This is a genomic window from Myxosarcina sp. GI1 (assembly GCF_000756305.1).
Taxonomy (GTDB): domain Bacteria; phylum Cyanobacteriota; class Cyanobacteriia; order Cyanobacteriales; family Xenococcaceae; genus Myxosarcina.
On the sequence record NZ_JRFE01000019.1, the window covers coordinates 50,262 to 63,855 of the forward strand.

The 13,594-nt window shown below is 40.6% G+C and carries 12 protein-coding genes; 8 read left to right on the forward strand and 4 right to left on the reverse strand.

What is annotated here, in order from left to right; genetic code table 11:
- The first annotated feature begins 118 nt into the window (after positions 1-118).
- A complete protein-coding gene (locus KV40_RS14405; RefSeq protein WP_036482758.1) occupies positions 119-892 on the forward strand; it encodes a hypothetical protein in 774 nt (257 codons plus the stop codon).
- Between the two features lie 93 nt (positions 893-985).
- Entirely contained in the window at positions 986-1,297 is a 312-nt protein-coding gene (locus KV40_RS14410) for a DUF6679 family protein (RefSeq protein ID WP_036482760.1), read from the forward strand.
- A gap of 57 nt (positions 1,298-1,354) precedes the next feature.
- Here KV40_RS14410 and KV40_RS14415 read toward each other — a convergent pair whose 3' ends face one another.
- From KV40_RS14415 to KV40_RS14425, 3 genes are all read right to left on the reverse strand, one after another.
- The gene (locus KV40_RS14415; protein ID WP_036482762.1) at positions 1,355-2,986 is read right to left on the reverse strand and encodes an MBL fold metallo-hydrolase; all 1,632 of its coding nucleotides are present in this window, start codon (positions 2,984-2,986) and stop codon (positions 1,355-1,357) included.
- 350 nt (positions 2,987-3,336) lie between these two features.
- Positions 3,337-3,459, reverse strand: coding sequence for a membrane protein (locus tag KV40_RS36975; protein ID WP_036482764.1), 123 nt, complete (start codon positions 3,457-3,459; stop codon positions 3,337-3,339).
- Between the two features lie 134 nt (positions 3,460-3,593).
- On the reverse strand, positions 3,594-5,519 hold the full coding sequence (locus KV40_RS14425; protein ID WP_036482766.1) for a sodium:proton antiporter: 1,926 nt from the start codon (positions 5,517-5,519) through the stop codon (positions 3,594-3,596).
- A 511-nt stretch (positions 5,520-6,030) separates the two neighbouring features.
- On the opposite strand from KV40_RS14425, the gene KV40_RS14430 reads away from it, so the two are divergent.
- Positions 6,031-7,656, forward strand: coding sequence for a glycosyltransferase family 39 protein (locus tag KV40_RS14430; RefSeq protein WP_036482769.1), 1,626 nt, complete (start codon positions 6,031-6,033; stop codon positions 7,654-7,656).
- Between the two features lie 186 nt (positions 7,657-7,842).
- Here KV40_RS14430 and KV40_RS14435 read toward each other — a convergent pair whose 3' ends face one another.
- A complete protein-coding gene (locus tag KV40_RS14435) occupies positions 7,843-8,229 on the reverse strand; it encodes an AbrB family transcriptional regulator (protein WP_036482772.1) in 387 nt (128 codons plus the stop codon).
- Between the two features lie 247 nt (positions 8,230-8,476).
- On the opposite strand from KV40_RS14435, the gene KV40_RS14440 reads away from it, so the two are divergent.
- The 5 genes from KV40_RS14440 (at position 8,477) to KV40_RS14460 (ending at position 13,570) form a co-directional block, all read left to right on the forward strand.
- On the forward strand, positions 8,477-8,920 hold the full coding sequence (locus tag KV40_RS14440) for an RrF2 family transcriptional regulator (RefSeq protein WP_036482775.1): 444 nt from the start codon (positions 8,477-8,479) through the stop codon (positions 8,918-8,920).
- Between the two features lie 15 nt (positions 8,921-8,935).
- Complete coding sequence (locus tag KV40_RS14445) at positions 8,936-9,325, forward strand: GFA family protein (protein WP_036482778.1); 390 nt, start codon at positions 8,936-8,938, stop codon at positions 9,323-9,325.
- A gap of 5 nt (positions 9,326-9,330) precedes the next feature.
- Positions 9,331-10,314, forward strand: coding sequence for an adenosylcobinamide-phosphate synthase CbiB (cbiB, locus tag KV40_RS14450; RefSeq protein ID WP_036482780.1), 984 nt, complete (start codon positions 9,331-9,333; stop codon positions 10,312-10,314).
- A gap of 412 nt (positions 10,315-10,726) precedes the next feature.
- Positions 10,727-11,710 carry an RNA polymerase sigma factor, RpoD/SigA family gene (locus tag KV40_RS14455; protein WP_036482783.1) on the forward strand — a complete coding sequence of 328 codons (984 nt, stop codon included), beginning with the start codon at positions 10,727-10,729 and terminating at the stop codon, positions 11,708-11,710.
- A gap of 258 nt (positions 11,711-11,968) precedes the next feature.
- A complete protein-coding gene (locus tag KV40_RS14460) occupies positions 11,969-13,570 on the forward strand; it encodes an aminotransferase class I/II-fold pyridoxal phosphate-dependent enzyme (protein WP_036482786.1) in 1,602 nt (533 codons plus the stop codon).
- The last annotated feature ends 24 nt before the right edge of the window (positions 13,571-13,594 follow it).

Here is a 13,594-nt window from a genome sequence, read left to right on the forward strand (position 1 = left end):
TACGATCGGCTTAGTCTGTATCTATTGTAAATTTTCTAAGTTAATTGGCAAATTTCTTTTTTTTTGATTGGATCGATTGTAAATTAGTACTAAAATACTGAGAGGACATTTATAGTTTATGTTAGCGAAATTTCGCCATCATTACCCCCAGGGAAGTATAGTTAGTGAACTGCTCGATCTCGACCGAGGACTTTATTTAGTTAAAGTTTCAGTTCGAGTATCGGGAGAACTTCTGGCGACTGGTTTGGCAGCCGCAGAACGAGTAGAACTGGCTGAAGATCGAGCTAGAGAAAGAGCGATCGCTGCTTTAGCTTTAGATACCGTAGATACTGTAGCAGTTGCAGCCCAATCAACCAAAACAGACACAGAAACAGATTATAAGCCAACTAACCCAGAGCGTTCCGTAGTTCCAAGCGAGCCTGCTAATAAACGCGCAGAAACCGCAGCAGATTATCCAGTCGAAGAGCCAGCGGTAACGCAGCAACTAAGTGACACTACTACAGGAATAGACAACTTTCAACAAGCCGATTCTTCCGAATTACAATCGGACTTGCCTGCACCAGCAATAGCAGAAACTCCAGTTACTAACGGCAGTTTGTTTGAAGGAACTTATGAGTCCCAATCCCCAATCTCTGCTTTAGATTTAGAACCCCCACGAGAAGACTTAACTACCGACATTGAGCCTGGCTTGCCAGAAGAGCAACCCATAGAGGTGAATTTTGAAGATATTAAACATCAAACTGATATTCACATCAAGCGTTTGGGCTGGACTAGAGAAGATGGAGTTAATTTTTTAAAGAGTCGGTATGGAAAACGTAGCCGACTTCATCTCAAAGATGAAGAGTTACTAGAATTCCTACACTACTTAGAAAGTCAACCCACACCAAAATAATACTGTTTAAATTAATTGTTTGATTGTGTCACAATAGCAATAGTCGATAAACTTTAACAAAATTATCAGGAGTTACTCATAAAGGAGAAACCCATGCTACACCGCAAGATTTATCAACTCTGTCAAGACGGTCGTGAAGTTTGCATTTTCTTGCGGGATCAACAAAGATGGATTGAAAATGGTCATATTGTTGATTTCGAGGGAGATATTGTTACTATCCGCTATGAAACCGAAGAAGACGACGAAATTAGTTCTTGGGAAGAAATGGTGCGCTTAGATAGTATCGGTGCCGTAACTCAAAAACTGGCTTGTGTATCTAAAATCAATACCGAAATCAATACCTCTGAAGATTGCCCCGAAGCCGAGCGAATCCGACCTCAGTTTCCCGAACCAGACCGAGATTAAGGATCTAGTTGAGAGTGCGAATGTTGTAGCCTGAGTTAACTGGTTTAGTTACAAGTTCTAGTCGTCTCTAGGTTCAAACACGGGACAGTAACCTTCAGGTATGACTTTAAATCCATAAAGAGGCGAAGCTCGATTCCAGCAGCGTTGACCGTTGTAATAAAGACAGCGATTGCAGCAATCTAAATCGGCAGATAATTTAGTTTCCTGAGCCGAATTGAGCAACTCTCTTTGAGATACCCCTCTAATAACTAATTCATCCCCCTGCCAACGACCTTCTATAATTCCCGTATCTGCAAGTTTAGTCCAGCGCGGATCGCTGCTAATTGTATCGGGAAAAGAAAAAGAAAATGTCGAGCCAATTTCATTCAATTCTCCTTCATAACTAATAGGTTGGGGAGTCATTGGCTGAAGGAAGCGATCGCCAATGGGCAACTCGACTAAGTTGTTATTAGCAGGGGAGTGTAGCTGATAGCGATTGCGTAGCTCTTCTAAACTTGCCAGTTCTACTAAATAATTCAAACGTCCGTGAACTAGGACAACGTGTTGGGGACGCAAATTGTGAATTAGCTGGGTAGTATTTCGACCATCACTATGTTCTGCTAAAAGGTAGGTTTCAATAGTCGAGCGGGGCGAATTTTTAAAAGAGGCTAGCTGAGGCGAATCTTCATGAATATATTGCTGGGGATGTTCTGGTAATAGTACCAGCCAGGAATTATCGTCTACATACTGCTGTAAATTGCTGTGGTAGTCAGCTAAAACTACGTTATAGGGCGGAGAAGAAAATACTCGCTTCTGACTCAAACGCCTCATTCGCGGGCAAACTCTTTCATCCCAGAACAGTGATTGATGTTTGGCAAAATTTTGTACTGATAGGGGAAATTGCGACAATAGCTTAAGATAAGTATCACAGGCTGCCGCTACTGATTCATCTACCCAAATATCGAGATCGCGACCCGTAAATTGATGGTGCGAACGTAATAGCTTGAGAATTTCTTGACTCAAACCAATAACTGGTACTGGTAATAAAACATTTTTGCCTGCGGTAAGAGCGCGGTCTATTCGCTCCATTAGCTGCTTTTCTTGCTTGCGACGATGGGGATGTCGCACAGTGCCGTAACTACCTTCAATAATTAAAACGTCAGGAGATAATTCGCGAAAATTCTCAATTGACAGTCCTTCTACTAACTGAAAATTAGAAACCGAAAAATCTCCTGTATAAACAACTCGATAGCTACGCTTTGTAGTTTTATATGTCACCACAATCGCTGCTGCTCCTGGTAAATGTCCCGCAGGATATAATTCTATTTGTAGATCGGGAGCTATATCGATTGGCACTCTCCAGGGAAGAGCGCGATACCAGGAAGCCTCTGTTTCTGGCTGTTGCGACCAGTGCAAAGGCAGCAGTTTTGCTGTTACTTCACTAGTATAGATAGGCATTTGAGGGAAAGCACGGTGCAAATCTAGCAAACCACGACAGTGATCTTCATGAGCGTGAGAACAAAAAACCAATTCTGCTGGTGGAACCGATAGATCTTGAAATGGTTTGAGGTTGCTCAGCCCGCAATCAAATAAAATTCGGCGATCGCCAATTTGCAATAGCAAACAAATTCCTTCATCTTCATGACCGACACCATAAGTAAAACAAGACAAAGGAACTGGATTTGCTGTAGCGGGTCGAACTTTACTCATAAAGCTTTACTGTAGTAGCTTGGGAAATTTGGCAAGAATTTTGCTCGATTTGCTTTTTTGATGAATTCGAGTTTTTTGACAACGGATTGCCCTTCACAATATCTACTCTACGGCTTCAACAACCGCTACTAGCAAATTAAAAACAGCAGGAGATGACAATACGCGTCCGTATTGGCAAGCAATTTGGTAGAGCGATTATCAATGAGCAATGAGCAATGTTCGCTATTCATTGTTCACTATTCGCTGGTAGATGGCTTGACAAAATGTAATGCAGTCAATAGCAGCAATAATCAACCGCCATAGTATCGATCTATTTGTTGCTGCCTACTAACTCAACCCTTTAGAACCAATTAATGAGCCGAACCATTACCATCATAGTTGTCGGAATCATAGTAGCCGTTCTTGGTACCAAAAAATAAGCAAGAAATAGTAAAAACTCCCGTTAGGATTAGTAAGATTGCTTTGACATCCATAATGAACTATTTTTTAATGTCTAATATGTATTAATTAATATGATAGTGCGATAAATTAAGTCAATATAAGAAAATAATCTATTTTTTCAATCTAATTACTTATTTCAAAGATAAAAATAACTAGCAACAGCAAGCTAAACAGCTTTAGATGCTGAAACTTCTGTAGAATCCGATCTGGGTGCTGCGATCGGTATTTTTTCTACTTCTGGAAGTTTTTCTAAAACTAGACGGGAAGACTGACTATTACCAGAGAGACGCTTAAGCAACTTGGGTCGGCTGTCGTGAAGCAAATAAATAATTTCGTCTCCTAATTGCCATTGTTCTTCAGCTTTAGCTACCTGAAGCATATTTTGTCGTTTAACCAGTAGAGGTAGCAGTTCTCCCTCTCTAATCAATGCTTGTAAATGAGCCTGTTGTAGAGAGAACTCTGACTCTTGTAAAACTGTAGTACCTAATTTAATTTGACCGTCATCAATGTATGTATTCCAGGTTTTGATAGGTAGACTATCGACAAAAGCCCGATCTACTTTAGTTTTATTCTGACCGTTGTTATATTCGGTTTGGGGAAATACCGCTAAGACTTTAGGGGGCTGAAATTCTTCTACCGCTCTTTGTGCCAAAACTAAGTTAACCTCACCATTATTAGTTAGAGCAATTACAGTACCCATTGATTCTATTCCCGCTTCAGTTAAAACTTCCGAATCTAAAGCACTGCTTTGAAACACCTGTAGACCATCTGCTTCGGCTTTTTTACAGGCTTCAGCATCGGTATCGATCGCCACTACTGATTCTCCTAGCTCTTGAAATAAACGTCCGATATAGCGACCTAAAGGATTACAGCCAATAATTACCGCTCCTTTTGCACGAGCCGAGGTAATATTTAACCAGCTAGCTACCCAACGTGCGGTCAACCCTTGAAGAAATACGGTCATGATAATGGTCAAAAATACCAGGGCTTTAATCGCATCACCACCGTTAATGCCTTTTTCGGTTAGCAAAATCGCAAATAAAGAAGCTACAGAAGCAGAAACGATTCCTTTGGGCGCAACCCAAGCTAAAAACGCTTTTTGTCGCCAGTTTAAGTTACTATTCCAGGTGCATAACGCCACGCTAATGGGGCGCACTACGAGCATCAAAACCAATACCGCCAAGACGCTACCCCAACCCAAAGCAAAAACACTATCTATAGACAGGTCTGCTGCCAGCAAAATAAATAACACCGAAACACAGAGAACGGTTAGTTGCCCCTTAAATCTTTTCAGCAGTCTTTCTTCTGGTATTGACGATTCTTTGAGCACGATACCAGCTACCACTGTTGCCATCAATCCCGACTCGCTACGTAGGCTCTGAGATAAGACAAACAAACCCCAGACTGCTGCTAAGACAACTAAATTTTTTAACTCTTCTGAAATATGTTTGTCGCGCTTGAGCAACAAGCCTACCAGCCAACCGCCAACGCCTCCCACTGTAGCTCCAATTCCCAAACGCAGCAGCAATCCACTCATTACTTCTATAGGAGCCGCATTGGTATTCAAAATCGTATTAAGCACCACCACAGCCAAAATCGCCCCTACAGGATCGATTAAAACGCCTTCCCCTTCTAATAAGGTTGCAACTCGGCGATCGACTTTTACTTGTTTGAGTAGAGGACTAATTACCGTAGGACCTGTTACTACAACCAAAGAAGCGTATAAAAAGGCGATCGCCCAAGGGAATTCAGCCAACCAGTGAGCCGCCATTCCCCCACCAATTAAGGTAATTAGAGTACCTATAGTAACTAAGTTACGCAGGCTGCCCGAAACTCTACCTAATTCTCTTAGCTCTAAATTCAAACCGCCTTCAAACAGAATAATTGCTACAGAAAGAGCTACCAGAACTTCTAACCCTACACCCAAACTTTGAGGATGCAAGATATTCAAGCAGTCTGTACCCAGTAAAATACCTAAAATTAGTAAAAAAACTATGCTGGGAACTTGAAAATATTCTGCTAGTACCTGTGCGCTAATGCCCGCCAAAACAGTGATAACTATTTGTAAAGTAATGGTAAACGATCCTTCCATAAGCTAATAATTTTTAGGCATTCGGTGCAGATATTTTTTGCTTTAGAAACTAGAGTAAAATAACTGTCGGGTATTCTCGATATTTGTTAGACCCTCCGCGCTCCGCGCGCTGGCTGAGTCTACGACTTGCTACGCAACAGCCAATCGCCCGATTACGCTTTAAACTGTAGCAGGACACTCCCAATTTCTAATAGAAAATCGCGCTAATTGCTCGATATTCAATTAAAGTAATTATTTATGATGAGTATTTTAACATCCCGATCTTGAAGCAACTAGTAAGGCTAGTAAACAATGAACATTGACCATTACAGACAATAAATGCTTAATGTTAAATGCTAAACGCTCGTTATTCATTGTTAAATTCTTGATGCTGTATCAAATTGTTATGCAAGACGCTGTAACTTCGTAGCTTAAAGCTGAGTTAGAAAAATATATTCTGAGTCGAACGTTTTTTGCTTTTGGTGGATAACCAAATTTAATTTTGCTCGAGTAACTCGCAATCGATCTGTTTATGTCATCTCATTTAGCTCATCTTTGGAGACGCTATACCGCCAAACCGCGTCGCGGAGAAATTTGGTTAGAACATTTTTGTGTTACGGGATTCTTACTAGCGGCTTTGGGTTTATTTTTAGTCGGCTTGGGTAATCTCCCCTTGAGCGATGGAGAAGCGGTATTGGCTCAAATGGCTAGCGAAATTTACGAGTCATCATCAGACCTAAAGTCTTGGATTTTTCCGACTTTTTGGGGAGAACCGACTTTTAATTGTCCGCTTTTAGTCTGTAATCTTATCGCTCTTACCTATACTTTTTTTGGCATCAGCGAATATACGACTCGTCTGCCAGGAGCATTATTTAGTGCTGTTTCGGTATTGTTGCTCTACAAAATCGGTCGAGAAATTTTTATCGCTCGACTGCCCGCTTTATTCTCGGCTGCAATTTATCTGACTTTTTTGCCGATCGTTCGTTTGGGGCGCTTGGCTACCTTTGATGGTGGACTGTTGTGTCTGGAAATTTTGACAATTTGGGCAATTTTGCGATCGCGCCGTGACTTGAGATGGACTTCAGTTGCAGGAATCGCTTTAGGAGCAACTGCTCTAAGTAGCGGCATTGATAGCTTGAGGCTATTGGCGGTTATCTTAATTTTTCTTAGTTGGGATACTCCTCGTTTGCTTAGTTCCCTATATTTTTGGAACGGTATCGTTGTAGGTGTTGCTCCCGCGCTGCTTTGGTACGTAGTGCAGTGGTATAGTCATGACGCAACTACCGTTGTTGACATTTGGCATTTATTACTAGAGACAATTAAAGCAATTGATGTAAATAAAGATTTACAGCTATTTAACAGTGTTTTAATTTGGCTGCAGTATTTATTTCCTTGGTCAATCGTAATTTTTACTGGCTTACAGTTGGTCAGAGCCAATCTTCTCTGGAGTTGGAGTAAGCTGATAACAGTCTGGGCGGGAATTTCTTTACTCTCGGTTTTGCTCGTAACCGATAGTCGCTACTGGTATATTTTACCACTTTGTCCCGCACTGGCACTCGCTGGTGGAATCAAACTAGAGCAAATCCGTAGTTTGCCAAGCTTTATCGATTTTCCTCGCTGGCTGAGTTTTAGTTTTGTAATAATGGCAGGAGCGATCGCGGTTACTGGTTTGTACTGTAAATTATTTGCTCGGCTCGATCTTTATTTAGCTATTTTGTGTATAGCTTTAACGATTACTTTAGTGGCTGCCCTAGTATCAATTATTAGAAGAGAAGTTCAATTTATTTCTCTATTATTTTGGGGTTTCTACGTATCGCTGTTTATTTTTGTCAGTTCTCCATACTGGATGTGGGAACGCTCTTCTTTTGAGCCACTAAAACCCCTTGCCAATTTAATTCAACAGACCGTTCCCGAAACCAAAATTGTCTACACTTCTGAGACAAACAACAACTCTGCCCTTAGTTTTTATAGCCAACATCAAATTATTTATTTAAATGTTTCACAGCTAAAGCAATACTGGACAGAAAGCTCATCTGCTTATCTGTTGCTAAACAATGAAGCAGTTCGGAAACTCGATCTATCTGCTAAAGAAATTAACGCATTTCCCACAGTCGAGGATACTTGGGTTCTTGCAGTCAAAAACACCAAAAATAAATAGTAACACTGACGCAGCGTGAAAAAAATAGGGTGAGGCTGTTAACTATTATTAGCTTGAAATAGCATTACAACCTCAAAGTTCCGCTCSRRCTKYTTYGAGCAAGCTCAATTTTTTAGCTAAGAAGCTACTAACCTAAGCATGAACTTGCAAATAGTAACATTGAAAAATGCCAATTACCAAGTTAGTTTATTCTTCTTCATCTCCACCTATTTGTCGGAGGTGGATATGTTTTCTACCAAGAGTAATTTCAAACTCATCTCCTCGTTTTAAACCCATCTTAGAAGTATATGCCGAACCAATAAGCAAATTACCATTAGACTGAACGCTAATCCGATAACTGGCAGACCTTCCACCTCTACCCTGTCCGTCGGAAGTACTGTCTAATTCAATTCCTTCTGCATCAATTAATGCGTTAAGAAATTTCATCATGTTGACTCGTTCTACACCGTTCTTAGTAACCGTATAGTAACCACATTCACGAGCTTTTTGCTCTTTAGAGAGATTATCTAGTTTTTTGACTTTATCAATTAGTTCTTGACCAACTAAAGGTTTGGGCTGAGTTGTTTTTGCCATTAACTTAAGACAACTAAATTATATATTTGGTTTACAGATTTGCACTTTAGCTATAGCCATGCCAAAGCAATAATATTTATCTTGCTAATCTATCTAAAACTATATTACACTTCTCTTGCAAAAATAACTAAACTAACAAAAATAAATTTTGTTTAACTAGCTCGATTGGAGTAAATTATCTTAATACCTATTTAATACATAAAATCAAACAGATAAATATACTTTATCTACCAACTAAATTATTCAGATGAAGTTAACAACTAGAAGTCACTACAGTGTTAAAGCACTACTAGATCTTAGTTTGCAACCAGGATACGGACCGACATCTGTTAAAGAAATTGCCCTTCGCCAAGATATACCAGCTCCATATTTAGAAAAATTGCTGATAGAAATGAGACGTTCTGGCATAGTTATTTCAATTAGAGGTGCCAGAGGCGGATACCAGTTGGCACATAGTCCCGAACAAATTTCTCTGGGCAAAATTTTTGAGGCAGTAGGAGAAACTATCGAACCTTTATCTAAACATAGCCCCGATACAAACATTGCCGAAGACTGGGTGACATTTAGTCTTTGGCGCAGACTCCATCAAAAATTAAAAGAAGCTCTATATAATATTACTTTGGCAGATTTATATTATGATGCTCGAAGCCGTCAGGCAGCACAGGGTGAAGAAAATAATTTTATTGTTTAGTTAGGGTACGATTTAATGACTAACAAGAAAGAGGCAAAAATTTTTCAGGGAGGCTGCCACTGCGGTGCGGTTCGCTTTCAAGTGTCGATAGATCGCTTTGTAGCAGATGACTGTAATTGTTCGATTTGCCGTAAAAAAGGTTTTTTACATCTAATTGTCCCTCCCGAAAATTTTACTCTTATTAAGGGTGAAGATGTTTTAACTACCTATACTTTTAATACCCATATTGCTCGCCACACATTTTGCTCTATTTGTGGTATCCATGCTTTTTATCGTCCTCGTTCTCATCCCAACGCGATTGATGTCAACCTCCGCACTCTTGATGGCGAAGCAATGGCGTACTTTGAAATTAAACCGTTCGACGGCAAAAATTGGGAAGATAACGTTCACAAAATTCGGAATTAACAACAATTTTCGTATCCAGTTTTAGCAATTCGGCATTAATTTTATTTCTAGCAGCGATCGCAGATTTTATTATTGGCGATCCTTGGAACTGGTATCATCCCGTACGTGTTATGGGTTGGGGCATTAAAAATTTATCTCAGTGGATAATTGCTGGCACTGACAAAGCAATACTGCGACGTTTGGCAGGAATCGGGCTTGGTATCGGCTTAATTTTTGGTAGCGGCTTGGCTGGCTGGATAATAGTTTGGTCTGGCAGTTGGATTCATCCTTGGCTGGGTAAGCTCGCCGCAGTAGTTTTACTGGCTAGTTGCTTTGCAGGAAAAAGTCTGCGATTGGCAATTGAAGACGTTCTACAGCCTCTTGATTTGGGAGATTTGGTTGCGGCGAGGACTCGCTTGAGTTTATACGTTGGTAGAGATACGGACAATTTATCAGAGTCAGAAATATTGCGAGCATTACTGGAAACTGTAGGAGAAAATGCCGTAGACGGCGTTACCGCTCCGCTATTCTATGCAATTGTAGGCGCGTTTATTCCTGCAATCGGCAGTGTGCCTTTAGCATTGGGTTATAAAGCTGCTAGTACCCTTGATTCAATGATAGGATATCGCCGCGAACCCCATACAGATTTAGGTTGGTTTAGCGCGAGACTGGAAGATTATCTGACGTGGCTTCCCTGTCGGTTGACCGTACTGACTCTCAGTTGCTTTTCTGGTTCTCCCTTACGAGTTTTAGCTTTATGCAGACGCGACGCAGTAAGCGATCCCAGTCCTAATTCGGGCTGGAGCGAATGCGTTTATGCGGCAATTTTAAAAGTTCAGTTAGGAGGTACTAATTTTTATCAAGGAATAGCCAAAGTTAAGCCGCTGTTGGGAAATTTAGTTGAATCTATTACTCCAGAGAAAATAATTGGGGCTTTACGGCTCACTCGTTACTGTTTTTTGCTTTGGCTGGCGATCGCAACATTGCTATTGAGCTACATGAGTTTTTAGTAATATTCACTATTTACTGCTTACTATTCTCTGTTTTTTCTCTATTCAGACTTATTGTTATCTACACCTTAAATAAAAACAGTCATTATGAGTTAGTTCGGCAATCCCTCCTATCAATAGCTTTAAATAGCAACTATTTTCGATCGATAATAAACTTAGTAGCGATACTGTAGTTTACATAACGTTAAAAATCCGTTTGAGGTTAGATTGTTAAGCAATTTTTGAAATTTTTATCGAACCTTTAACTAGTTTTCAACGTCTAAAATAACCGAACGCCAATTTGAGTTGAGTTGACCAATAAACACCAAGAAGAATAAAAATATTCCTCTTGCCGATATTTCGGATTGAATAGGTTGAAATTCAGCTAAATCGACGGACTTTTGATAACTTCAAAGGAGTCAGAACTGTAAAGATGCCCAAAGCCAAAATTGATAAATCGACAAAAAAAGCAAACCATTCAGCAGATATGGTTAGAACTTATCTGCATGAAATTGGTAGGGTACCGTTGTTAACCCACGAACAAGAAATTGTTTATGGCAAGCACGTACAGAAAATGATGACCCTGTTGGCAGTAAAAGAAGAGTTAGAGCAAAAGTTAGATCGTCAACTCAGTCTGAAGGAGTGGGCTAACGAAGTCCAAATGAGTGAAGTAGAACTAGACAGGGTTGTCAAGATAGGACAACGGTCGAAAAGAAAAATGATCGAGGCTAATTTGCGTCTGGTAGTAGCGATCGCTAAAAAATACCAGAAGCGCAATATGGAATTTCTCGATCTAATTCAGGAAGGAAGTTTGGGTTTGGAAAGAGGAGTAGAAAAATTCGATCCCACTAAAGGATACAAATTTTCTACTTATGCTTACTGGTGGATTCGACAGGCAATTACTAGAGCGATCGCCCAACAGGCTCGCACGATTCGTTTGCCAATTCACATTACCGAAAAACTCAACAAAATTAAAAAAACCCAGCGAGAACTAGCCCAAAAACTCGGACGTAGTGCCGAACCAAAAGAGATAGCGGCAGAATTGGGCTTAGAAACTTCCCAAATTCGGGAGTATTTAAGCGTAGCTCGCCAACCAATTTCACTAGACGTACGCGTCGGCGATAATCAAGATACGGAATTGTCGGAACTTTTAGAAGATGACGGCATTTCTCCCGACAATTATGCAACTCAGCAACTGCTCAGACAAGATTTATACGATTTGCTAGCAGATTTGACTCCCCAGCAACGAGAGGTATTATCCTTGCGTTTTGGGCTAGAAGATGGCAAGGAACTATCTTTAGCTAAAATTGGTCAAAGAATGAGTCTTAGCCGCGAACGAGTACGTCAACTAGAGCATCAAGCTCTATCACAACTTAGACGCAGACGTTCTTTTGTCCGTGAATATATTGCCAGCTAAAAAGTGAAATATCTTTCATTGGACGAGTGGCGATCTAAACTGGTTTGTTATAGATTCAATCTAAATCTAGTAATTTATTTTTAACCAGAATGAGGTCGCCGAGCAATTGAAAATAAATCGACTAACACCAACCCCTGCTAAATACACTAGTATTTTGGCGGGGGTTCGTGGCAAAATAACCATCGTATCCGAGCGCATGGTCTGGGAAAGTGTCGGCTAGACCAAAAGTTAAAAAATAAAGTGGTGTAGGAGTTAATAATGACACTATTAAATGAAACCTGGAACGGTAAGGAAAACAAAAATGTTTCTCTGAGAAATGGTACGTTACAAAATCTTAGTAATTCATCTAAAACAGAAGTCATTGAAGGATGGCTGATCGACAAGCTGTCACAAATATTAGCAATTGAACCCAATCAAATAGATGTAAGCCAAGATTTTGACGAATTCGGTCTGGATTCAGCCGAAGCTATCAACCTCTCAGGAGAATTAGAAAATTATCTGGGCTGTCGGCTTTCCCCTACTTTGCTTTGGGATTATAAAAACATTGAAACTTTAGCTAAATATTTAGCGACCAACTTCAAGCCTGTTTCTTCTGAGGAAACCAGCGTAAGTTTGGAAACCGAAGCCTGCCAACCAAATGAGGTAGCAGAAATTTTGCCAGAAAACTATATTTTTGACCGATTCCCCGAATATCAAAAGTTGCGTTCTCAGCTCGAGCGAGTATCTAGCTTAGGTAAGGGCAATCCTTTTTTTGTTCCCCAAGAAAAAATAGTTAATGACAAAACAACCGTTAACGGTAGAGAACTAATAAATTTTGCCACCTATAATTATGTTGGAATGTGCGGCGATCCTGTGGTTTCGCAGGCAGCTAAAGATGCTACAGATCTTTACGGAACCTCTGCCTGTGCCAGTCGCCTAATTTCAGGAGAAAAACCCTTACACAAAGAATTAGAAGCTGAAATTGCCGACTTTATTGGTGTAGAAGATAGTATCGTCATGGTAGGCGGACACGCTACCAACGTTACTACCATCGGGCATCTGTTTGGTAAAAACGATCTGGTTATCTACGACTCTCTCAGTCATAACAGCATTCTACAAGGCTGTTTTCTTTCGGGAGCGAGCTTGGTAGCTTTTCCCCATAACGACGCTGCGGCTCTAGCCAAAATTTTACGCGAGCGTCGCCACCGCTATCAACGAGTTTTGATTGCCATTGAAGGTGTATACAGTACCGATGGTGATATTGCCGATCTACCTCAGTTTATCGCGCTGAAAAAACGCTACAAAGCATTTTTGATGGTCGATGAAGCTCATTCAATGGGAACGATAGGTAACAGCGGTAGGGGTATAAGCGAATATTTTGGTGTAAATCCTCGCGATGTCGATATCTGGATGGGAACTCTCAGCAAGTCGTTTGCTAGCTGCGGTGGCTATATCGCTGGCGATCGCGCTTTGGTAGAGTATCTTAAATATACTGCTCCAGGTTTTGTTTTTAGCGTGGGGATGTCTCCTCCTAACACAGCAGCGACTTTAGCAGCAGTCCGCGTTCTTAAAGCAGAACCAGAACGAGCCGTTATTTTACAAGCTAGAGCTAAGTTGTTTTTAGAACTAGCTAGAGCTAAAGGACTGAAAACGGGGATGAGTAAAGATTCTCCTGTAATTCCAATTATTGTTGGCGACTCGCTTAAATCGATTCAGCTATCGCAGCAGCTTTTCCAGCGAGGAATTAACGTTCCTTTTATGATTTATCCTTCTGTACCCCAAAATGAGGCTCGCTTGAGGTTTTTTGTTACCTGCAATCATACTGAAGAGCAAATTCGTTTTACTATCGATACTGTGTCTGAAGAGTTAGCCAAGTTGTAAAAACACTAGTACCCCAATCCTTCT